The following is a 23,224-nucleotide window of genomic DNA, read 5'->3' on the forward strand; positions in this document are numbered from 1 at the left end:
AAGCTGAGCGAGTTTTGCACTCTTCATACTCATCTTGTTATTTAACGGGTCTTTATCACCAAACGATTGGTCTGTTTTACCTCTTCCATTACAACGTAAGTTCGCGTGTCATTCACACCCGGCAAACGCAGTAAGGTTTCACCTAATAACTTACGGTACGCTGACATATCAGGTACACGTGTTTTCAGCAGGTAGTCGAAATCACCGGAAACCAGATGGCACTCTTGGATCTCTTCAAGCTTTTGCACGGCGGCATTAAATTGCTCGAACACATCAGGTGCGCCACGGTTTAAGGTTATTTCAACAAATACCAATAAAGATGCATCTAAATAATGCGGGTTTAATAACGCTGTATAACCGTTAATAAAGCCCTGACGCTCTAAGCGCCGTACTCGCTCTAAACAGGGAGTGGGTGATAAACCGACGCGCTTTGATAATTCAACGTTGGATATACGCCCGTCCTTTTGTAGCTCATTCAGAATATTACGATCTATTCTGTCGAGATCTTTGCTTGGCCGCTTTTTATTCTCTGTCATTTTACTCCACCCGTTTCGTCCTTGCGTGAATTAATGCTGCATCCTAACCCAAAAAAAGAAACACTATACCAACCTAGTCGTTATATACTAGCAACATATACAGAGGATTCACAAACCTTCAGCGTTATACACCATGTGTCGCGAGGTACTCAGATGATTATTGGTATTCCTAAAGAGATCAAAAACCATGAATATCGCGTTGGGATGACTCCTGCTGGCGTGAAAGAACTCTCTGTTCATGGCCATCAACTCCTTGTCGAAACTCATGCTGGCAGTCAGATCGGTTTTACCGATGCCGATTATATTGCTGCAGGAGCGCGTATTGTTTCTTCCTCAGATGATGTTTTCGCAAATGCAGAGATGATTGTCAAAGTAAAAGAGCTACAAACAGTAGAACGTACCAAACTTATCCCCTCTCAGGTGCTTTTTACCTATCTCCATCTAGCAGCAGATATGGAACAGACTCACGCTTTACTGCAAAGTGATGCAATTTGTATTGCTTATGAAACCGTTACCCATGCACTCGGTGGTCTGCCACTTTTAGCACCAATGTCTGAAGTTGCTGGACGCATGGCCGTACAGGCAGGTGCACATGCACTGGAAAAATCACACGGAGGATCAGGCATTTTACTGGGTGGCGTTCCGGGTATTCCTGCAGCTAATGTGGTGATTTTTGGCGGAGGTGTGGTTGGTGCCAATGCCGCACGTATTGCGGTCGGTATGCGGGCCAATGTTATTCTGTTTGATAACAATATTGATACATTACGCCGCCTAGACAGTGAGTTTGCAGGCCGCGTTCAGCTGCTCAGCCCAACCCATGCTGCCATTGAGTCTGCGATAACCCACGCAGATTTAATCATTGGGGCGGTGCTTATTCCGGGTGCAAGCGCGCCAAAATTACTTAGCCGTGATGATCTGAAAATCATGAAAGCGGGGACAGTACTGGTTGATGTTGCTATTGATCAAGGTGGATGCTTTGCCACTTCACGCCCTACTACACACGATAACCCAACATATGTCATTGATGATATTGTGCATTACTGTGTCGCCAACATGCCGGGAGCCGTAGCCAAAACTGCCACATTAGCCCTGTGTAATGCCACGCTGCCTTATATTATACAACTGGCGGATCAGGGCTGCTTAACGGCCATGCAAAACAACCCTCATTTGGCAAACGGGTTGAATATCTATCGTGGGAAACTGACTTCGCGTTCGGTAGCTGACAGCCTGAATCTTCCCTTCACGCCATTAAGATCTATTTTACAGGGTGGATAACCTGCCAGTTCGGTGCTTAAGCATCACTCAGGCTGTATCAATAAAATGCGGAATTTCTCTTGTCGGTGAGATAAATATCCGCATATCTTCCCGCTAAATCGCATTATTCCTGCAATCAGGGGAATTTTGCTGATGATACTTGAGCCTAATAATCTGTATCATCGGTACAAAGTGCCTTTTTTTACTGTTTTTGCTGACACAATTTACCTACAATCGGCAGCACACCTGTCGTACGTGGAGAATAACAATGACATCGACAAAACATTGCAAATTATTAATTTTGGGCTCAGGCCCTGCAGGATATACCGCCGCAGTTTATGCTGCTCGTGCAAACCTTAATCCGGTTCTCGTTACCGGTATGCAGCAAGGCGGACAGCTTACCACCACGACGGAAGTGGAAAACTGGCCCGGCGATGCCGATGAGCTAACTGGCCCACTGCTGATGGATCGCATGAAAGCGCATGCGGAAAAATTTAATACCGAGATTATTTTTGATCACATCAATCGGGTTGATCTGCAATCGCGCCCACTGCGTTTGTTTGGCGACAGCACTGAATACACTTGTGATGCGCTGATTATCGCAACCGGCGCTTCTGCACGTTATTTGGGTATGCCGTCTGAAGAGGCATTTAAAGGCCGTGGCGTTTCAGCCTGTGCAACGTGCGATGGTTTCTTCTATCGTAATCAGGCGGTTGCTGTAATTGGTGGCGGTAACAGTGCTGTTGAAGAGGCGTTGTATCTCTCGAATATCGCATCGGAAGTACATCTGATTCACCGCCGCGACACCTTCCGGGCCGAAAAAATCCTGATCTCCCGTTTGATGGATAAGGTGGCCAACGGCAACATTGTGTTGCACACCAACCATACACTCGATGAAGTTCTCGGTGATGATATGGGTGTAACCGGCCTGCGTCTACGCAGTACCGAAAGTGACACAACCAACGAACTGACGGTAAACGGCCTGTTTGTAGCCATTGGACACAGCCCGAATACCGAGATTTTCCAAGGCCAGCTTGAGCTGAACGGTGGCTACATTAAAGTTCAGTCAGGAACAGAAGGTAATGCCACTCAAAGCAGCATTCCGGGTGTATTTGCCGCCGGTGATGTGATGGATCACATTTATCGCCAAGCGATTACCTCTGCCGGAACAGGTTGCATGGCAGCGCTTGATGCTGAACGCTACCTTGATGCCCTCGGAAAATAAGCACCATGACAACGGGAGCAAATGCTCCCGTTTACTCATTAGTTAGTAACGGCCACAGAGCCGTATTTCTAGGGCTGTTAAGACACTGCACTCATGGATAAACTCAAACAACGCGAACTGACTCGCTGGCTAAAACAACAAAGCAAACTGGCTCGCCGCTGGTTAACGCTGACAATGCTGCTGGGGTTGTGTTCGGGGCTTCTCATCGCACTGCAAGCGTGGCTGCTGGCCACCCTGCTCAATGATCTGATTATTCTTAATCAACCGCGTGAATCGTTAAGCGGCTACTTTATTGCCCTAATAGGCACAGTTATTGTGCGCGCACTGATTACCCGGCTGCGTGAACGCTGCGCATTTCAATGCGGTGTTGAAGTCCGCACGAAAATTCGCTCACTGGTACTCAATCACCTCGATTCACTCGGCACGGCGTGGATTAAAGGTAAACCGGCTGGCTCATGGGCCACTATGGTGCTCGAGCAAATTGAAGATATGCAGGATTTCTTTGCGCGCTATCTGCCGCAAATGTATTTGGCTGTATTAGTGCCATTGATTGTACTGTGTGTCGTGTTTCCGATAAATTGGGCCGCAGGCTTGATCCTTCTGGCAACTGCGCCATTGATCCCCTTTTTTATGGCGCTGGTTGGCATGGGTGCGGCAGATGCCAACCGCCGCAACTTTAAAGCATTAGCCCGTTTGAGCGGGTCATTTTTAGACCGTTTGCGGGGGCTGGAAACACTGCGTATTTTCAATCGCGCTCAGGCCGAAGTTGACCATATTCATGCTAATGCGGAAGATTTTCGTCACCGCACAATGGAAGTGCTGTATATGGCATTTCTTTCCTCGGCAGTACTGGAGTTTTTCACCTCGCTCTCTATTGCCGTGGTTGCGGTCTATTTTGGCTTCTCTTTCCTCGGTGAGCTGAATTTTGGGCATTACGATCAAGGTATTACCCTGTTTGCTGGTTTTTTAGTCTTAATTCTTGCGCCGGAGTTTTATCAGCCCTTGCGCGATTTGGGCACGTTTTATCATGCCAAAGCCCAAGCTATTGGCGCGGCAGAAACACTGGTTGAATTTCTTGCGGTAGAAAAACCGGTGATAGAAAAAGCGGCTAACAATATCCGTGAAACAGCAACTGCTGATACAGATAAGGGTGAAGCTACCCACTCACCATCACACTCAACCGAGCAAGTGTCTAGCCACTCTGCTGATGAATTGTTGCCTTTCCAGACACTACAGCCAGTTTCCCTTGTCGCCACTGATCTTGAGATCCTCTCGCCACAAGGAAAAGTGCTGGCAGGGCCTCTGAGCTTTACGATTGAGGCCGGTCAGCGTATTGCGTTAGTGGGAAAAAGTGGTGCAGGAAAGACCTCACTCATGAACGCGTTACTCGGGTTTTTGCCGTACCGTGGCTCACTGCTTATTGCAGGGCAAGAGCTTAATCGGCTGGATAAAGCCTCGTGGCGGCAACATCTGGCTTGGGTTGGGCAAAACCCGCTGCTGTTGCAAGGCTCGCTACGCGATAACCTGACGCTAGGGCTGGATACTGTTAATCAACAAACCATCGAACAGGCGTTAAATTCCGCCTATGCCAGCGAATTTATCAATAAACTGCCACAGGGCATTGATACACCATTGGGTGATCATGGTGTCGGTCTGTCGGTCGGGCAAGCGCAACGTCTTGCCGTTGCACGTGCGCTACTGCGCGATTCGCGCTTTTTACTGCTTGATGAACCCACCGCCAGTTTAGATGCCCGCAGCGAGCAATTAGTGATGTCAGCCCTGATGCAGGCTGCAGAAAAACAGACCACCTTTATGATCACGCACCGTATTGAGGATATCAAACACTGCGAGCAAATCTGGCTGATGGATAACGGAATGCTGGTACAACAAGGTGATTTTGCCACCCTAAGCCAAGCTGATGGCCCGTTTGCTACCCTGCTGGCTAACCGGCATCTGGAGATTTAACCCATGCGTGTTTTGTTACCTTTTCTGGCGTTATACCGCCGCCATTGGATCCGTATGGCGCTCGGTGTTGCACTGGCTATCGTGGCACTCGCTGCCAGTATTGGCCTGTTATCGCTGTCCGGCTGGTTTTTGGCAGCCTCCGCTATTGCTGGTGTTACGCTTACCAGTGGCACGTTCAATTATATGTTGCCAGCCGGTGGCGTACGTGGGTTGGCGATTTTTCGTACAGCATCACGCTATTTTGAGCGTGTAGTCAGCCATGACGCCACTTTTCGGGTGCTTACCCACCTGCGGGTATTTTGCTTCAGCCGTATCATTCCGCTCTCACCCGGCGGATTAGCAAAATATCGCCAGACCGAGCTACTCAACCGGCTAGTATCCGATGTCGATACCCTTGATCATATCTACCTACGTCTGCTCTCACCGCTGGTCTCTGCCCTGCTGATCATTATCAGTACAACCTTACTGCTGTCACTGCTTGATGTGCGTTTAGCACTGATACTTGGCGGTATCATGCTGATGCTTTTGCTGGTGATCCCAGTTATTTTTTATCAGGCCGGAAAACCTGTCGGGCAGAATATTCACCGCCAGCGCAGCCTCTACCGTGTACAACTGGTCGAATGGTTGCAGGCACATGCGGAGTTGGTGATCTTTGGCGCAGCCAACCAGTACCGCGAGAAACTCGATCACACCGAGCAACAATGGCAACAAAGCCAAAAACAAGAAGCCAGCCTTGCAGCATGGGCACAAAGCCTGATGGTGCTGGCCTCGGGCCTGACACTGGTGCTGATGCTGTGGCTGGCGGCCGATAATATTGGCGGAATACAACATGCTGGTGCAATGATTGGCCTGTTTGCGTTTGTCACACTTGCCGCATTTGAGGCATTAACCCCCGTGGCAGGTGCATTTTTACACCTTGGTCAGGTTATCGCCTCGGCTGAGCGGGTAAACAATGTTATCTCACAACAGCCAGACGTGGTGTTTATCCCTGAAGCACAAACCACAGCACAGGCGATTTCCCCTGCTAATCGCAGTCTGCATGACAGCACACTGCAGCTAAAACAGGTGAGTTTTGCCTACTCGCCGACTGAACCACTGGTCTTAAGCAAGATATCGCTGACGCTGAATCCCGGACAGCATATCGCATTACTAGGGAAAACCGGTTGTGGGAAATCAACCCTATTGCAAATGCTAACACGAGCTTATGATCCGCAAACAGGCCAAATTTTGCTTGGTAATCAACCCTATCAGACGCTCACCGAAACACAATTGCGCAGCATGATCTCTGTTGTTTCGCAGCGGGTACATATATTTAGCGCTACGTTGCGCCAGAACCTGTCAATGGCTGCACCTACTGCCTCTGATCATCAGATCGCCAACGCGCTAAACGCCGTGGGCTTAAGTGCACTGATGAAGGATGAAGGGCTTGATATGTGGCTTGGCGATGGCGGAAGGCCGCTCTCTGGCGGTGAACAGCGCAGGCTCGGGCTGGCACGTGCTCTGCTGCACAATGCGCCTATCATGCTGCTTGATGAACCCACTGAAGGGCTAGATGCAGAAACTGAGCAGAAAATACTGGCATTACTGACAGAACATACGCAAAGGAAATCAGTTATTTATGTCACCCATCGCCTGAGTGGATTAGCCGATTATGATCAGATCTGTTTAATGGAAGAGGGCCAGATCATTGAACAGGGTTCGCATCAGCAGTTAATGGCTGAGCAGGGGCGTTATTATCAGCTACACCAGCGCCTATAAGCTTGTTTCTATAGAGGGTAATCATCTGTCATGCGATTAGCTCAACTCTCCCTCACGGATACGAATTTCCCCTCCCCCGAGCAGGCACTGACTGACCCAGAGGGTCTGCTTGCGTATGGGGGAGATCTCCGCCCTGCACGTCTGCTGGCCGCCTATCAGCAAGGTATTTTCCCGTGGTTTAGCGATCAAGAGCCGATCCTATGGTGGTCTCCGAATCCGAGGGCAGTATTTGTTCCCGCCACGCTGCACCCTAACCGCAGTATGCGTAAATGGCTGGCTAAAATGCCGTACCGGATCACGCTGAATCAGGCATTTTCTGCGGTAATCGAACAATGTGCGGCAGTTCGGCAGGGAAATACTTGGATCTCTGCTGATATTTGTCAGGCTTACACGTGTTTGCACCAACAAGGTTTTGCCCACTCGGTGGAAGTCTGGCAGGAAGATAATTTGGTCGGAGGCTTGTATGGCATTGCCATGGGCCAGATATTTTGTGGTGAATCGATGTTTTCACTGCAACCTAATGCCTCGAAAACCGCACTGCTGGTATTTAATCACCATTTTCAGCAAGCACAGGGAAAACTGATTGATTGTCAGGTGATGAATCCGCATCTGGCATCATTGGGTGCTCAGGTTCTATCCCGAACTGAATTTTTACAGCAATTACATATTCATCAACACGCTATGTTATCGCAAGATTTTTGGCGCGCACGGCAGCTTGATTATCCGCATACGTTATTGTACAACGCTCACACCTTTGCTGCGCACGGCGCTCAAACCAGTAATGAATAACCATGTCATCTGATCATCAAACCACACAGCAAAAACAGATTATGCTCTGGCTTACGCCGCCGAGCACATGCAGCTATTTGCCCGAGCAATCCGAACAGATAGGGGTTATCTCTGGTACTGAGTGGCATACTGCTGAGGGATACTCACAACTTTTGGCATGCGGTTTTCGCCGAAATGGCAACGCCATTTATAAACCACACTGCCCTGTATGCCACGCATGTAAGCAATTACGTGTTTCAGTGGTTGAATTTCAACCTAGTCGCTCACAAAAACGAGCATTGCAACATTGGCATGCCGTGTCATGGCAGATTTGTGATAAACTACCGCCTGAGTTTTTTACTCTTTATGCCAAGTATATCAATGCTCGGCATGCCAGCGGCAGTATGTATCCACCGAATAAAGAACAATTTGAATCTTTTGTTCAGTGTCGCTGGTTAACAGTGGCCTATCTTTGTATGTATCAGGGCGATCAGCTGATTGCAGTAGCGGTAACGGATGTACTACCCGACTCTCTGAGTGCTTGTTATACATTTTTTGACCCCGGATTCAGTCAGCACTCTCCCGGTGTCGCCATGCTGGTAAAACAGCTGGAGTGGGCGCAACAAAGCGGGAAACGCTGGGTATACCCCGGTTACCAGGTTGATGCATGTAAGGCGATGTCTTATAAAAAACGATTTCGCCCAGCGCAAGAGTTAACACAGACAGGTTGGCAATGGGTTGATAAATGCTGAGTTTTAACCAGCTTTATGCCCTGTTGCCTTTACACTACCAACGTTTTTCGGCATTATCTGCCGGTTATTATTCAGGTTGTAAGCCTTAACGAGGAATCGATGTCTAAAGAAGACAGCATTGAAATGCAAGGCACCGTGCTAGACACGCTGCCAAACACCATGTTTCGTGTAGAACTGGAAAACGGTCACGTTGTGACTGCTCATATCTCTGGTAAAATGCGTAAAAACTATATCCGTATTCTGACCGGCGATAAAGTGACTGTGGAAATGACACCGTACGACCTGAGCAAAGGCCGTATCGTATTCCGTAGTCGCTAATTGCGGTGATAAAAAAACCCGGATTAAAATCCGGGTTTTTTCTTTTCACTCTTGCCATTATCACCTGAGGCTATGGTTAGCAACTCGCTGTTATACGCGCTGCTAACGGATATCACTCATCACACCGGTTCAGTGCAAAGTGCTCTCTTCTTCTTTATCTTTACGCGCATGTGCACTACTGAACGCATAAGTTAGCTCGCCTGCAGTAAGATCAACATCAACTTTCACCACACCACCGTGCGTCAGAGAACCAAACAGCAGCTCATTGGCTAACGGTTTTTTCAGGCTCTCCTGAATAATGCGGGTCATTGGTCGCGCGCCCATTGCCTGATCGTAACCTTTTCCAGCTAACCAATCGCGGGCCTGTGCGCTAACCTCCATCGATACCCCTTTTGCATCAAGCTGTGCCTGCAGCTGTACAATAAATTTATCCACCACTTGATGAATAATTTCCGGTGTCAGATGGTTGAACCAGATAATGTTATCCAACCGGTTACGAAACTCTGGTGAGAACACTTTTTTAATCTCACCAAGCGCGTCGGTGCTGTTATCCTGCTGCTGGAAGCCTATCGATTTACGCTGAGTCTCATGTACCCCGGCGTTAGTGGTCATCACCAGCACCACGTTACGAAAATCAGCCTTACGCCCGTTGTTATCGGTCAGCGTGCCGTTATCCATCACCTGTAACAGCAAATTGAACACATCAGGGTGCGCTTTTTCAATTTCATCAAGCAGCACAACAGAGTGCGGGTGCTTAATTACGGCATCAGTCAGCAAACCACCCTGATCAAAACCAACATAGCCCGGTGGCGCACCAATTAAACGGCTGACGGTGTGCCTTTCCATGTACTCTGACATGTCAAAACGCAACAGCTCAATGCCCATGGCACGTGCCAGTTGTACGGTAACTTCGGTTTTACCTACCCCAGTTGGGCCAGCAAACAGGAATGAACCAACCGGTTTATTATCTTGTGAAAGACCCGCACGGCTCATTTTGATGGCTTCGGTGAGGACTGAAATGGCTTTATCCTGACCAAATACCAGCATTTTTAGTTTATCATCCAATGAACGAAGTACATCCCGATCACTAGAAGATACTGATTTTTCAGGAATACGAGCAATGCGCGCAACGATTGATTCAATATCACTGACATTGACCGTTTTCTTGCGTTTACTCAGTGGCGCTAAACGGCAGCGAGCACCCGCTTCGTCTATCACATCAATGGCTTTATCGGGTAAATGGCGCTCGTTGATGTATTTTGCCGACAACTCAACCGCAGCACGGATGGCCTTGTTGGTATAACGAACATCGTGGTGTGCTTCGTATTTTGGCTTTAATCCCATCAGAATTTTGGTTGTTTCATCTACTGATGGTTCAATAACATCAATTTTTTGGAAGCGGCGTGCCAATGCACGATCTTTTTCAAAAATATTAGAGAACTCTTGGTAGGTGGTTGACCCCATAACCCGAATTTTTCCACCTGAAAGCAGCGGTTTTATCAGGTTAGCGGCATCAACCTGCCCACCAGATGCGGAACCCGCACCAATAATGGTGTGAATTTCATCAATAAACAGGATGGAGTTCTCTTCACGCTCAAGCTGACGCAAAATGGTTTTAAAGCGTTTTTCAAAATCACCGCGGTATTTAGTGCCAGCCAGCAGTGAGCCGATATCCAACGAGTAAATTACGCAGTTAAGCATAATTTCTGGTACATCACCTTCCACAATGCGCCATGCCAGACCTTCGGCAATAGCCGTTTTACCGACACCTGCTTCCCCCACCAGCAGTGGGTTATTTTTACGGCGGCGGCAGAGCACTTGTACGGTGCGCTCAAGCTCATGCTCACGCCCAATTAGCGGGTCAATGCCGCCCACACGGGCCAGTTGGTTAAGGTTGGTTGCAAAGTTCTCTAAACGCTCATCACCCTCTTCGTTGCTGCTGTTTGCAGACGAGGAGTTCTGGCTTTGGTTAGATGCTTGCGGGCCACTGGTGTCAGGGCTGTCTTTGCGCACACCGTGTGAGATGAAGTTCACCACGTCAAGACGGCTAACATCGTACTTTTTCAGCAGATAAGCCGCTTGCGACTCTTGCTCACTGAAAATAGCGACTAAGACGTTAGCACCGGTGACTTCACTACGGCCAGATGATTGCACGTGGAAAACCGCACGTTGCAGTACGCGCTGAAAACTGAGCGTGGGTTGTGTTTCCCGCTCACTCTCTTCAGCGGCAATCAGCGGCGTGGTTTGTTCGATAAAAATGGTCAGATCATTACGCAGCATGTCCAGATTAACGGAGCAGGCTTCCAATGCCTCACGCGCTGAACCATTGTCAATCAGTGCAAGCAGCAGGTGCTCGACTGTCATGAACTCGTGCCGCAACTCGCGAGCTTTGGCAAACGCTAGGTTCAAACTTAATTCAAGTTCTTTATTGAGCATAGGCACCTCCCCTTAGAAGCTGAAAGCAAAGCCCGTACAACGCTATCAGGCTTTTTCCATTGAACAGAGCAATGGATGTTCGTGCTCACGCGCATACTGATTTACTTGCGCTACTTTTGTTTCGGCAACTTCAGCGGTAAAAACGCCACAGGTTGCTTTACCCTGATAGTGTACGGTTAGCATAACTTGTGTTGCTTTCTCAATATCAAGACTAAAAAATGTGGCCAGCACCTCAATTACAAAGTCCATTGGGGTGTAATCATCATTGTTTAGTATCACTTTATACATCGACGGCGGCTTCACCGTGGTTTTCTCTTCATCCCTGATGAGTTCGTCTATTCCAAGCCAATCTAAATTACTCATAACTCTTATCGTAGTCTTTACATTCAGTAGATGCGAATGAAATGTTAATTTCAATGACGTTTTAGTGAACAACCCGTCAACACGACCTTCGTCGCCTTGACGTTACATCCAATTCTACTAGAGTGTATCAACAAGCTGTGTTTATATTTCGACCAGTCAGCATAAAAATTGAGTGATTGAGTCGTCAATTCGCACGCGCGTGCGCAAACACAGCCTGTACTATCAAATAAAGTATCACTCGAGGGATGTAGAGGTATGGAAACGGGTACTGTTAAGTGGTTCAACAATGCCAAAGGATTTGGGTTTATTTGTCCGGTTGTCGGCGGTGATGATATTTTTGCACACTATTCCATGATTCAGATGGAAGGTTATCGCACGCTAAAAGCGGGGCAAGAGGTGCAGTTTGAAATGCATCGAGGGCCTAAAGGTTGTCATGCAACCTGCATCGTTGTTCCTGCGTTAGAAGCAGAGCTCAGTTGACGCTGATGCGTTATTTACGCTGACGAGTGTCGGCATCTACAATAAAAAAAGCAGACGATTGTCTGCTTTTTATCATGAATACCAAAACGCAAATTAATGCGGAAACGTAAAGTAGGGCCTGCGCTTAAACTAAACCGAGCCAAACTCAAGCACACGCGTAAATACACGTATGCTTGTGCATAGCGGATAATCGGTTATTTATACCGCTGAGGCGTTGTCAGCGATAATTTCAGCGCCTGACAGTGATTTATGCCCCTCTTTCAGATGCACCATATCAATCAAATCATCACTGCTGACCTGAAATGCCTGACCAAACCCTTTCACATACAGGCCCTGTTCTGGCACTAAACGGAACAGAATAAAATCCGCCATATTTGACAGATTATCGACAATATCACCATGGCGCTGTGCTAAGGCATCAATCGCTGGTTTCCATGCGTTGTCATCACGCGAAACAATTTCTGCTTTTGCATCAAACGTTAGACGCTGACGCGCAAACAAGATACGGCTGCTTGCTTCATCTTGAATCATCATCAAAGAGGTGCGTGGGACTTGCTGTAAATTACGCGCATGACGGGCAATTTCAGAGATCAGCACGTAATAGCCATCAGCTAGCTGTACAAAAGGGGCATAGCTGACATTTGGCACGCCGCTGCTGTCTACTGTGGCAAGGATCAGGGTTTTACATTGCTGGCGAAAAGCCTGAATTTCAGGTTCTAGACGATTTTGCAGGCGCTCTTGACGTTCAGTGCTCATGGTTCTTCCTTCCTTCTTTTCTTTACGCACGGTAAGACTGTTTTTCCCGTGCTATTTATTTGTTTATTAATTATTGGTTCACCCCGCCAGTGGTAAAGCATATGGTGCAAACCTCACATACATAACGGGGGAATGTTCTCTGTATTATCTATGCGAATTGTTCACGTAACTGGTTAAACCGGCTGATCTGCTCGGGGAATAGCTGGCGTTTGTTGTCACGCCCCAGATACACTTTAAAAATACAGCGGCCTGACTGGGCAAAAAACAGCAGGCTATAGCTCTCTTTGCCCATAAAGGGTTTTTCCAGCAGGGCAATGTGTGCTACCTGATCAAGTTTGAGATGGCCATGCAGACCTTCGGCACTTTTGGTATACAGGTTGAAATAACCGTGTGCCGGTTTTCCAGCCGGAAACGCACCTTTAAACTCAAAAATGCTGCCTTCTGATTCAATAATGGTGGTCAGTGTTCCCCACTCTGTCAGTGATTCAAGCAGTGTTTGTGCGTGCTCTGCGGGGATCCAGGTTGACATGGCTGCCGGAAGTGCCGCCACCAGTTGCTGTTCGCTTACCGCAAACTGACTTGCCAGTGCTTGTGTCGACGCGCCTAATTCTTGCTCTGAAAGTGCGGCAATCTGGGTTGCAAGGTCTTGTTGTTGTTTGGTCATTGATTGCTCTAACGTTGATTGCGCTAACATAAGTAATTCCATACTCTGTGTATCAAAAAAATCAGATAAATCAGTAAACACGGTCACGGTTGTTGGTAAAAATATCCGTGCTTAAAGGCCTAAACTTAAGCAGCCAGCGCTGCCGGTGGCATACGTTTTAATGCTTCAATCATGCCCTGAGCCATGTTGATATTCCAAAAACTGCCTGCGGTGGTTAGCTGGGCGGTTGAGGTATCAAGTGTCAGTAATCCACGCTCTTGCCATGCGGCCAACAGTGGCTGTATATGTTCAAACAGCTGAATTTCACTGGCCTGATTTAAGGATTGTGCTGAAAGCTCGCCGCGATCAAATCCGGCTTTAATAGCGCTGTGCAGCACATGCTGCGGATTGGGTGTCATCATCATCGCCAGCGGGAATTGGTTCTCAGCAATGGCGGTGTGATAGGTCTCTAGATCACGGGTTTGCATCAGGCCATACCCGTTAATTGAACCGCCGGCTCCTGCGCCAACCGGTAATACATCGGCATGTGTTTTAGCCAGATGGTTGTAACGGCTGCGCTCACGCAAGTCTTTTGCCCAGTGGTTAACGCTGAGCTGCTTAATTTTCTGCTGTTGCATGAAGGCTACGCCATTGGCGTACATCCGTGATTTTTCCGGTGTATCCGCCGGTGGCGGTAACCTGTTCTCACTGACTAAACGTGCCATTGGGGTGCTTTGCATCTCAATAAGCTGATACAGGTCTACGCCATGTGCACCACTGGCCAAAAAATCGGCCAGATCGCGCTGCCAACATTCGCTGTCTTGCCCCGGTAGGCCAAACATCAAATCAACAATTATCGGTGCGCGATCAAATGCGACAATACGGTTAAGTGTACTCAGCAAGGTTTCGCGGTTATCCAAACGCTTGGCCTGTTTACGCACGGCGGTATCAAAACTCTGTACGCCAAATGAGAAGCGGTTTACGCCGCCTTCAACGGCTGCAAAGTATTTTTCATCACTGAAACGGTTTAAACGCCCTTCTAGGGTGATTTCGCAATCATCCGTTAATGGAAAATGTGCTTTGATCAATCCGCCCAGCTGAAAAATCTGCTCTGCAGTGAGATCGGTGGGAGTTCCCCCACCGATATATACAGCGGCAAAAGGCTGTGCTTGTGTCCACGGCATAGCTGCTTTACGTTTTAGCTCTTCAGTCAGCGCGGCAAAGTACTCTGCCACTAATGCGGCACTGGCGGCATACTGAAAGAATGAGCAAAACGTACAACGCACGCGACAAAACGGAATGTGGATATATAAACAACGCTCACGTTTTACAGCGCTGTCACCCGTCAGGATTTGTGTAAATTGTACACTCGCAGCTTCAGCAGGCAGAGGCCGACCACCGCCCCCTGCATGTGCCTGACGTTTTCCGGTAAAGGCATACGCCAGTGGATCGGGGCTGTGACGCCCCAGTATGTTTTCATCTAATACAGAGAGATCAATCATCAGAACTGATACCGCACACCAATTTTGAAGTTACGACCGGCTGAGTAAAGCTGGTCAAATGCCTGACGGTAGTATTCGTCAGTCAGGTTATCGATACCGACATCAACTTTGACGGCTTTAAATGCTTGTGGCTGCCATGTGGTATAGAGATCAACGAGGGTGTAACTTGGGTATACTTCGGTGACATTCTCAGGCAGATTGTCTTGCGCTTGGTAGTGGCTGACATTCATACCCACTTTAAGGGATTTATCCATAAAGTAGTGCCCTGCTCCCAACACCCATTTTTGGGCTGGAATATTTTGCAGTGGCTGGCCATTACTTTTATTTTCACCGTCTGTTTTGGCATAGCTAAGGCTGGTTTCAAAGTTTTGCAGGTTGTAGAGCGCACTGAGCTCTACACCTTTAAGCCGTGCATCGTTCACATTCTGGTATTGTGTGGTAAAACGATCGACTCGCTGATCAATATAGTTGCTGACGTTGTTATGGAAATAAGTAGCATTCAGCGCCAATTCATCATCGGCCAACACATTACGGAACTTCATGTTGGCAGAGATCTCTTTGTTCTTTGCCGTTTCCGGTTTCAAATCAGGGTTTGGTTTAAAGGTGTTGCACATGCCAGGGCCCATGCAAAAGTGTGTACCGCTGGTGTACATCTCTTCCATGCTTGGCGCTCGGAAGGCTTCATCGTAACGAGCATTGAGCGTTAACCACTCTGCAGCCTGCCAGCGTAAACCGACTGACGGTGAGAGGTTACTTTCACTGCGTGATGAGTCGGCAATGTTGTTATCTTTAACGCTAAAGTGGTCGTAACGCAGGCCCGGCAGTAAGTTCCAGTCGGTAGCCAGCGGGATATCGGCTTGTAAGTATGTACCCCACACCTGACCACGGCCATCTGCCGGAATCGGGCGATTTTGCCCTTCGCGCTGACCTTCTGTTTTATCTTGGTAGATATCGCCACCATACACGAGTGTCATGAGATCAAACTCTGAACGGTTACTCATGTTCAGCCCTAAGGTGCGGTAATTTACCGTATCACGCTGCGCTTTTTTGATGCGGTATTCGTCAAACTCGGTTTTGTTCAGGTAGGCCGTTACGCGGGCATCTAACAAACGGTTATCCTGTGGGTTCAGGCGGTAATCCAGTGTGGTGTTAAAGTCACGGGTTTTCTGCTGAACCAGAGGGACTGAAGAGCTGACCGCTTCTGACGGGTTACTTGGTGCATTCTGGTGGTTTTCTGACTGGCGAACAGAGAGCTGCAGACGTTGCGCATCATCCATTTGCCAACCTAATTTTGCCAAACCACCCTGATTACGGTAGCTGGAGTCAGTCAATTTATCGCCATTACCTAAGCGTAAATTGCTTGCATCGGTGTAATAGCCGTTTAGCAGGAAATCAACCGAATCATTCGGCATACCGTACAGTGAGGCGCTAGTACGTGTTTCATCATTCGCACTGCCATAACCTTGCTTGATATAGCCGCCGATGGGCTGATCGGTCAGTAAATCGGGTGCTGATAATGTTTGTTGTGCAACCACTCCACCCAATGCACCGCTTCCCCACAACGCACTGCTCGGACCTTTGACCACTTCCACACTTGAGAGCATTTCTGGGTCAAGAAAATAGGTTGACCGATGACCAGAGTTGGTGTTCTGGCGAGCGCCATCAATAACTTGCAGTAATCGGTTTCCGCTTAAGCCACGAATAATCGGGCTTTGCGCATTAGCGCGTGGGCCGCCATCAACATCAACGTTAGGAGCATATTTCAGCACTTCTGCAACGCTGGCTGCCTGCTGCTGTTCGATCTGTGCTTTATCCATCACCACTACCGAACGCGTTTCCTGCTCGATAGTTTTGTTGTCACGCGTTGCTGTGACTACCACTTCGGGTAAAGCGGTAGATTGCGCGCTCTCTGCTGCGGCATGGCTAGCAAAAGAGACAGTGAGAACGTTAACAATCAGCAAGCTAAGTACAGATCGTTGAAAGACAACCGATTTTTCGCAATTCATTCGATGACTCGCCATTTGTGTTAAATCCTTTTTAAGATAAAAAAATTTACGATTGATTGAACACCTGAATAAACATCACCGTGCGTAAGGGCATATTTTTCGCTGGCGTGAAACGGCAACGATTTGCAATAGGTCACGGTTTAATCAGCACATTTTGGGTGGGGTTTTACCGGTTTATGTGCGCTGCCGAAGATTAACCGAACATTAAATGCGAATGCAAATAATTTTCATTTGATCTTTGAGGGTGTCAAAATGTATATTTGCTACCTCGTTGGATAAATCAGGTATGCAAAGGCAGTTATCTATGTGGATTTCCTCAGAAAAAAAGCGATTGTTGGTAGCCTCTGGCGTATGCCTTTGTGCTCATACCGTTTTATTACTGGTGGGATTTCAACCACTTCAGACTCGAGCTGTTACGCTTGATGCTCTGAGTGCGCCAGCATCAGCATCCAGCATGGTTTTAACGCTGGCCGCAAATCAGCGCTCTGGGGTTAATCCCACCGCTGAAACGGCAGAAATATCTGAACCTTCCCCCACTCAAGCAATAGCAACCTCCGCGCCTGAGCCGGTTAAAAAAGAGGCCGCTAAAGAAGAAGTGGCTAGAAAAGAGGAAGTCATTCCCCAAAAAGCGCTTGCTCCTAAGGCTTTGCCGCTTAAAACACCCTCAGTACAAAAACCGGCCAAACCCAAAGTCAGGCCTGAAAAAAAAGCGGACATAGAACGTTCAGAGAGATCTGAAAAACCAGATATCCCTAAAAAAACAGCACCTGTGCGCACACAAAAACAGCAAACCGAAAAACAACAATATGCAGCGCAAACAACAACGCAAGGTAGCCAAGGTGCGGCAAATACCTCTGCTGTAAATCAAACCAATACGGCATCTCCTTCACTGCCGACCACACTCAACAGTGAAAGTAAGCCCCGTTTTCGTATTCCCCCTGCGCCACCAGAGTACCCAACCGCTGCGCGGGCCAGACGGCAGGAAGGAACAACGCTACTCGATATCACACTCGGTGTTCGTGGTGAGCTTCTTGCGGTGGTACTAACCCGAAGCAGCGGTTCACTACTGCTAGATAAGGCGGCGCTAAAAGCCGTACAAAAATGGCAATTTTTACCCAAAGAGATCAATGGCGTAGGCATTAAACATACGGTGCGTATTCCTATTCGTTTTGAACTGACTTAAATAGGCTTGAAATTAAGATGTTGCTGACTCAACTCGAACAACAACTGGGCACCATGATGTGGCCCTTGCTGATTTGCTCATTTTTAACGGGTGTGATTGTGCTCGACCGGTTGTTTAAGCTGCTGCAAGCCAGCCGGTTTAATTTTCAAACCTCTGGCGCTCTGCAACCGCTTACGCTCTGTACACAACAGGGGGATTTTGAGCAGATTCAGGCCAAACTATCTGGTCAGCGTTCACTTCTGCTGCAAGGCTTATCGCTGCTGATTATGCACAGGGATGAAAACAAGCTTTTGCGTGAAGAGATCGCCGCTATCTGGCTGCAAAATAAACGCCGCCAGCTCAGCTTTGGTTTAAAAATGCTGACGCTGATTGCAGCTATCAGCCCATTACTGGGTTTGCTTGGCACAATTTTAGGGCTAATTCAGATGTTTCAGGATATCGGTGTAAGTAATAGCCCAGTAACCCCTGCTTTGCTAGCCAATGGTTTGGGGATTGCCATGTACACCACCGCCGCAGGCCTGTTGATTGCGCTGCCAGCAATTATTGGTGCGCAGCTATTTGGCCTGTGGATTGATAGGCTGATTCACCGTGCCGAGCACGGGATGAACCACTACAACTTGTGGTTAGAGGGCATTGCGCTGAATAAGGAGTTCCATGAATGATCCGCGATCGCTCAGCTGATCAGGCGCGTCATGATATTGGTATTGATCTGACACCGCTACTGGACATCATTTTTATTGTGCTGGTTTTTCTGCTGCTCACGGCCAACGTTCGTCTGCAAAGTATGGAGATTGATCTGCCGGAAATCGACAGCGCACAATCCGCTGCACCCGCTGAGCAGCAACCGCTAACACTGCATTTATTGGCCAGTGAGCCCTACTGGGCGCTGAATGAACAGACTTACTCGTCGTGGGAAGCGTTCCGGCAAGCGCTGTTACAGCGCCGCCAGCAATTACCAAACGCCAGCATAATCATTGCGGCAGACCGTAATGTCAGTGCCGAGCGCTTACTGAATTTGCTTAATTTCTTACAACAACAACATATTCCAGCAGCACAAATTTTGACGAAGGGAACAGAATAAATGCCGACCGTATTTGCACTCCGTAAACAGATAAAGCCTGCTGTATTTGCCTGCAGTATGGCATTGCTAAGTTGTTTTTCTGCTCCAGTTATGGCGGCTGACCGTATTATTTCAGCCGGAATGGGTGTGACTGAGATTATTGTGGCACTCGGCGGAGAGGATCTGTTAGTCGGTACTGACAGCAGCAGTGAGCTGCCGGTAGGCAACACCGCTGCAAAACTGGGCTATATTCGGCAACTGCCTGCTGAGGGTATGCTGGCTCTGCGCCCGAATAAACTGATTGGTATTGATGAAATGGCGCCACAGTCATCGGTTGATATGCTCAAACAAGCGGGTGTTAGTGTCACCGTACTGCCTTCGGGATCAGATATTGAGAGCTTAAAGCAGCGTATTAGTGTGCTGGCAAAACAGCTGGATAAACCGTCAGAAGGCACGCTATTGCTGCAACAAACAGAAGCACAACTGGCTGAACTGGCAAAAAAACGCCAGCAAATTCAAGGAAAACAAAATCCAAAAGTGATTTTCCTGCTGCTTAATGAGGGGCGTGCACCAATGATCGCAGGAGGAAATACGCCCGCTAACACCCTGATATCGCTTGCTGGAGCAACCAATCCAGCAGAAAAAGTGAACAACTACCAGACTGTTTCCAGTGAGAGCCTGCTGGCAATGCAACCCGATATTATTGTCATCAGCCAGCGCAACTGGAAAGGCAGTGCGCAGGCAACATTGGCACAATTCCCGATACTTACCAATACGCCGGCGGGAAAAAATCTGGCCGTTTATGCGATGAACGGTAAAGCATTGATTGGCGGATTAGGCCTGACCAGTTTGCATGAAGCTGACCGTCTAGCTGATTATTTACTCAGCCACGCATCTAGCCCCTCATCCAGCCACTAAGGTGCGCCGATGTTACGTCTGAAATTGTCACTTCTAAGCAGCACAGGGCTGCTGCTGCTCACCGCCGCAGCCCTGTTCTCTATTACGACTGGGCCGATTAAATTACCGCTTAATGAGAGTTTACTTGCCCTATTTAATACACCAGAAACTGCGGCTCAGCAGGCAAATGCACTGATCATTCAGAGTATTCGGCTACCGCGCACCCTGTTGTGTATCAGTATCGGCGCAATACTGGCCATGTGCGGTGCGGTATTACAAGGGCTATTTCGTAATTCACTGGCCGACCCCGGTATCATTGGTGTCAGCGGTGGTGCGGCACTGGGCGCTGGGTTATCCATTGTTTTGCTGCCGGCCGGTTGGGCGTTGTCATGGCCGTTACTGGCCGGTATCGCCAGCTGGTTAACGCTCGGGTCAACCGCTCTGTTTGCCTTTGCCAGCGGTATGCTGACCACCTTACTGGTCTATCGTATCGGGCAAACACCGTTTGGTACATCCGTCAGTATGATGTTGCTGGCCGGTGTCGCCATTGGTGCTATCGCCTTTTCCGGTTTAGGGCTGCTCAGTTATCTGGCCGATGATCAACAACTGCGCGATCTTTCGCTGTGGCAAATGGGCTCACTGGCCGGAGCGACATGGCACAGTGTACTGCTATCAATTTTTGTCATGCTTGCCCTGCTGGTTATTTTTTCCCGCCAGCACGCCGCACTTAATGCGCTGCTGCTAGGCGAATCTGAAGCTCGGCACTTGGGTATTCAGGTGGAAAGTCTTAAACGTCAGTTAATTGTGCTTTGTGCCATGGGCATTGGTGTGGCGGTATCGGTATCCGGCATGATTGGCTTTATCGGTTTGATCGTGCCGCACATGGTGCGCATGCTCTGCGGGCCGGATTACCGTAATTTGCTACCCGTGAGTGCACTCGGTGGCGCTATCTTACTGCTGGTGGCGGATCTGCTTGCTCGCCAACTGGCCGCCCCTGCCGAGATCCCGGTAGGAATCATCACCGCATTACTGGGCGCACCGTTCTTTATCTGGCTGCTGATCCAGCAAAAAAGGAGTCTGGGATGAGTGTATTACAGATCAATCGGTTACGTGTACAGCGCGGGCAGCGGCAAATTTTAACCGATCTTTCACTGACACTGTTTGCCGGAGAGCTGACCATATTGCTCGGGCCAAACGGCTCAGGAAAGTCAACATTGCTCAAATGCATCAGTGCTGAAATTCCCTTTCAGGGTGAAATTACGCTGTTTAATCAGCCACAACATGCGTGGGATGCCAGCATGTTAGCCCGAAAAATGGCTATTTTGCCGCAAAGCTCATCGCTCTCATTTGCTTTTTTGGTACACGAGGTGGTGATGCTAGGGCGGTTGCCACACGCTTCATCACACGCTGAAAATCAGCGAATTGCGCACGAATGTCTAGCCGTCGTTGGGGCTCAGCATCTGGCAAAACGCCTGTATACAGAGCTCTCTGGTGGCGAAAAGCAGCGGGTACATTTTGCAAGAGTGTTGGCACAGCTAGGTGAAAAAAAACAGAGTCAAAAACAGTTCAGGGAAGCCGAGCAAACAGGTTCATTACCGTTAGAACCACAGTTATTGATGCTTGATGAACCCACCTCAGCGCTCGATCTCTGCCACCAGCACCACACACTGCAAACAGCAAAAGATCGGGCAATAGCCGGTGATGCAGTGCTGGTTATTTTGCACGACTTAAACCTTGCTGCCCGCTATGCCGACCGGATCTTGCTGCTCAACAACGGCACACTGTATGCCGACGGCACACCAAAACAGATCCTAACCCACAACAATATTCGGCATGTGTTTGATATCGACACCACCATTATTCCCCACCCCGATATTGACTCAGTACTGGTGGCATAGCTCTAGCTGCATAGCTTCTAGTTGCATAGTTAAGTCGCCTAGCTCAACAGCTAGGCTTCTACATATAATCTATATCTATACGTAAAATAGCTAACAGAGCATCTGTAAACGATATTTACAAGTGCTCTACATAGGTCGGTTTATTAGCCTTCCAGCAACTGCGTCAGCAACGAACCGCTATACAATGCCTCTTTCACCAGCCCAGCACCCGCCATTGTGCCTTCGTTATAAAATTCGGTAAGTTGTAGTTCCAGATTTTCGGTATACGGAGAATAAGAGAGGCGCTTGATTGTAGCTTCAATTTCAGGGAAAAGGACTGAATGCGCCTGACGCAACGGCGAACCAAACAGAATTTTTTCAGGGTGAAACAAATTAACCAGAGTAGAGAGTAGCTGCCCGATATGGCGCGCGGCATCACGCAACAGGGTTAATGCTAGAGCATCCCCCTCTATGGCCGCCTGACAGAGTGCTGCGATAGTCAGAGGAATATTCTGCAACTGGCTGGGCGTACCCGCATCGAGTTGCTGCTGCGCTTTACGCAGCAAGGCCTGCACGCTGATCTCGGTTTCTAAACAGCCGCGATGACCACATTCACATAGCTCGCCGTCTGGGTTAACAATCAGATGCCCCGCTTCAATCAGATTACGAAACTGACCATGGATCAGTTTTCCATCAATCATGACTCCTACGCCCACACCGTGGTTAATGCTCAGCAGAACCACATTATCACAGCCTTGTGCATGCCCGAACAGCGATTCGGCCATCGTCCATGCACACACATCATGCCGTAAAAAAACCCGCAAACCGGTTTTTGCCGCCAACTCAGCGGCTAATGGCATATCTTTCACATGATAATACGGCATCTGGTGAACAATACCGCGCGCGGCATCAATCACGCCCGGCAGCGTAACGGCAATACCGGTTAACCGCTCAAGCTTATCCTGATGACGGGTAAAAAAGAGATCAATTTCACTGACCAAACGTTTGAGCAGGGCAACTTGCTCACGCTCAATCACATCTAAACGCTCTTCAATCAGCGCCCGACTATTGAGCTCGTGCAGTGCCAATGTAAGATAGCCTCGCCCCAAACGCAGCGAGAGAAAATGCCATCCCTCGGTATCGAGCACCAGCCCTACTGCTGGGCGGCCACGGCTACCCAACTCCTGACATTCGTTTTCACGGATCAAATGAACATCAAGCAGCTCACGGGTGATTTTCGTGATACTGGCCGGCGCTAAACCGGCCTGTTTTGACAACTCAATACGCGAGATAGGGCCTAACTGATCAATCAGGCGATACACGGCGCCGGCATTTATCTGCTTAATCTGATCAATATGCCCGGGATTATGCCCTACCGCCATTTTACACCACTCCAAAAACGTATTTCATACTGCGAAATATTATTATCATCATGGTGTTAGCTT

At 48.6% G+C, this 23,224-nt stretch carries 22 protein-coding genes; 14 read left to right on the forward strand and 8 right to left on the reverse strand.

Annotated features, from left to right (window positions below; translation table 11 throughout):
* Positions 1–41 precede the first annotated feature (41 nt).
* Positions 42–536, reverse strand: coding sequence for a leucine-responsive transcriptional regulator Lrp (lrp, locus tag AC1HDJ_RS09985; protein WP_438624054.1), 495 nt, complete (start codon positions 534–536; stop codon positions 42–44).
* A 153-nt stretch (positions 537–689) separates the two neighbouring features.
* Here lrp and ald point away from each other — a divergent pair, with 153 nt between their 5' ends.
* The 7 genes from ald (at position 690) to infA (ending at position 8,576) form a co-directional block, all read left to right on the forward strand.
* On the forward strand, positions 690–1,811 hold the full coding sequence (gene ald / locus AC1HDJ_RS09990; RefSeq protein ID WP_479535565.1) for an alanine dehydrogenase: 1,122 nt from the start codon (positions 690–692) through the stop codon (positions 1,809–1,811).
* Between the two features lie 247 nt (positions 1,812–2,058).
* A complete protein-coding gene (trxB, locus tag AC1HDJ_RS09995) occupies positions 2,059–3,015 on the forward strand; it encodes a thioredoxin-disulfide reductase (RefSeq protein WP_479535567.1) in 957 nt (318 codons plus the stop codon).
* 93 nt (positions 3,016–3,108) lie between these two features.
* A complete protein-coding gene (cydD, locus tag AC1HDJ_RS10000; RefSeq protein ID WP_479535569.1) occupies positions 3,109–4,980 on the forward strand; it encodes a heme ABC transporter permease/ATP-binding protein CydD in 1,872 nt (623 codons plus the stop codon).
* A 3-nt stretch (positions 4,981–4,983) separates the two neighbouring features.
* Positions 4,984–6,738, forward strand: coding sequence for a heme ABC transporter ATP-binding protein/permease CydC (gene cydC, locus AC1HDJ_RS10005; protein WP_479535571.1), 1,755 nt, complete (start codon positions 4,984–4,986; stop codon positions 6,736–6,738).
* A gap of 30 nt (positions 6,739–6,768) precedes the next feature.
* Positions 6,769–7,527: a leucyl/phenylalanyl-tRNA--protein transferase gene (gene aat, locus AC1HDJ_RS10010; RefSeq protein ID WP_479535574.1), complete on the forward strand. Its 759-nt coding sequence runs from the start codon at positions 6,769–6,771 to the stop codon at positions 7,525–7,527.
* Positions 7,528–7,529: 2 nt separating this feature from the next.
* Positions 7,530–8,258, forward strand: coding sequence for an arginyltransferase (locus tag AC1HDJ_RS10015; protein WP_479535576.1), 729 nt, complete (start codon positions 7,530–7,532; stop codon positions 8,256–8,258).
* 99 nt (positions 8,259–8,357) lie between these two features.
* The gene (gene infA, locus AC1HDJ_RS10020) at positions 8,358–8,576 is read left to right on the forward strand and encodes a translation initiation factor IF-1 (RefSeq protein ID WP_010861786.1); all 219 of its coding nucleotides are present in this window, start codon (positions 8,358–8,360) and stop codon (positions 8,574–8,576) included.
* A 129-nt stretch (positions 8,577–8,705) separates the two neighbouring features.
* Here infA and clpA read toward each other — a convergent pair whose 3' ends face one another.
* Together clpA and clpS are read right to left on the reverse strand one after the other, a co-directional pair.
* Positions 8,706–11,012 (reverse strand): ATP-dependent Clp protease ATP-binding subunit ClpA, encoded by a 2,307-nt coding sequence (gene clpA / locus AC1HDJ_RS10025; RefSeq protein ID WP_479535579.1) that lies wholly within the window; start codon positions 11,010–11,012, stop codon positions 8,706–8,708.
* A 45-nt stretch (positions 11,013–11,057) separates the two neighbouring features.
* Positions 11,058–11,375, reverse strand: a complete 318-nt coding sequence (clpS, locus tag AC1HDJ_RS10030) for an ATP-dependent Clp protease adapter ClpS (RefSeq protein ID WP_438624065.1) — start codon at positions 11,373–11,375, stop codon at positions 11,058–11,060.
* 255 nt (positions 11,376–11,630) lie between these two features.
* Between clpS and cspD the strand changes: the two genes are divergently transcribed.
* Positions 11,631–11,855 (forward strand): cold shock domain-containing protein CspD, encoded by a 225-nt coding sequence (gene cspD / locus AC1HDJ_RS10035; protein WP_438624066.1) that lies wholly within the window; start codon positions 11,631–11,633, stop codon positions 11,853–11,855.
* Between the two features lie 198 nt (positions 11,856–12,053).
* On the opposite strand, the gene hutZ is transcribed toward cspD, so the two are convergent.
* The 4 genes from hutZ to AC1HDJ_RS10055 all read right to left on the reverse strand — a co-directional run bounded on the left by hutZ (position 12,054) and on the right by AC1HDJ_RS10055 (position 16,777).
* Complete coding sequence (gene hutZ, locus AC1HDJ_RS10040) at positions 12,054–12,611, reverse strand: heme utilization protein HutZ (protein ID WP_479535582.1); 558 nt, start codon at positions 12,609–12,611, stop codon at positions 12,054–12,056.
* 148 nt (positions 12,612–12,759) lie between these two features.
* Positions 12,760–13,305: a heme utilization cystosolic carrier protein HutX gene (hutX, locus tag AC1HDJ_RS10045; protein WP_479535584.1), complete on the reverse strand. Its 546-nt coding sequence runs from the start codon at positions 13,303–13,305 to the stop codon at positions 12,760–12,762.
* Between the two features lie 95 nt (positions 13,306–13,400).
* Positions 13,401–14,756, reverse strand: a complete 1,356-nt coding sequence (hutW, locus tag AC1HDJ_RS10050) for a heme anaerobic degradation radical SAM methyltransferase ChuW/HutW (RefSeq protein WP_479535586.1) — start codon at positions 14,754–14,756, stop codon at positions 13,401–13,403.
* Positions 14,756–16,777, reverse strand: a complete 2,022-nt coding sequence (locus tag AC1HDJ_RS10055; RefSeq protein ID WP_479535588.1) for a TonB-dependent hemoglobin/transferrin/lactoferrin family receptor — start codon at positions 16,775–16,777, stop codon at positions 14,756–14,758. Before AC1HDJ_RS10055 ends, hutW begins: the two co-directional genes overlap by 1 nt.
* 289 nt (positions 16,778–17,066) lie before the next feature.
* Here AC1HDJ_RS10055 and AC1HDJ_RS10060 point away from each other — a divergent pair, with 289 nt between their 5' ends.
* Genes AC1HDJ_RS10060 through AC1HDJ_RS10085 form a run of 6 tightly spaced genes read left to right on the forward strand, consistent with a single transcriptional unit; the run spans position 17,067 to position 21,800 of the window.
* Positions 17,067–17,945: an energy transducer TonB gene (locus tag AC1HDJ_RS10060; protein WP_479535590.1), complete on the forward strand. Its 879-nt coding sequence runs from the start codon at positions 17,067–17,069 to the stop codon at positions 17,943–17,945.
* A gap of 17 nt (positions 17,946–17,962) precedes the next feature.
* Complete coding sequence (locus AC1HDJ_RS10065; RefSeq protein WP_479535593.1) at positions 17,963–18,607, forward strand: MotA/TolQ/ExbB proton channel family protein; 645 nt, start codon at positions 17,963–17,965, stop codon at positions 18,605–18,607.
* Positions 18,604–19,026: an ExbD/TolR family protein gene (locus tag AC1HDJ_RS10070; RefSeq protein WP_479535595.1), complete on the forward strand. Its 423-nt coding sequence runs from the start codon at positions 18,604–18,606 to the stop codon at positions 19,024–19,026. The genes AC1HDJ_RS10065 and AC1HDJ_RS10070 overlap by 4 nt, the downstream gene beginning before the upstream one ends.
* Positions 19,027–19,923: a heme/hemin ABC transporter substrate-binding protein gene (locus tag AC1HDJ_RS10075; RefSeq protein WP_479535597.1), complete on the forward strand. Its 897-nt coding sequence runs from the start codon at positions 19,027–19,029 to the stop codon at positions 19,921–19,923.
* 9 nt (positions 19,924–19,932) lie between these two features.
* Complete coding sequence (locus AC1HDJ_RS10080; protein ID WP_479535599.1) at positions 19,933–20,988, forward strand: FecCD family ABC transporter permease; 1,056 nt, start codon at positions 19,933–19,935, stop codon at positions 20,986–20,988.
* Positions 20,985–21,800 (forward strand): heme ABC transporter ATP-binding protein, encoded by an 816-nt coding sequence (locus AC1HDJ_RS10085; RefSeq protein WP_479535601.1) that lies wholly within the window; start codon positions 20,985–20,987, stop codon positions 21,798–21,800. The genes AC1HDJ_RS10080 and AC1HDJ_RS10085 overlap by 4 nt, the downstream gene beginning before the upstream one ends.
* 143 nt (positions 21,801–21,943) lie before the next feature.
* Here the strand turns inward: AC1HDJ_RS10085 and mlc are convergent, their stop codons facing one another.
* A complete protein-coding gene (gene mlc, locus AC1HDJ_RS10090) occupies positions 21,944–23,161 on the reverse strand; it encodes a sugar metabolism global transcriptional regulator Mlc (protein ID WP_479535603.1) in 1,218 nt (405 codons plus the stop codon).
* Positions 23,162–23,224: the final 63 nt, after the last annotated feature.

This window comes from Plesiomonas sp. ISS29, from assembly GCF_056522795.1.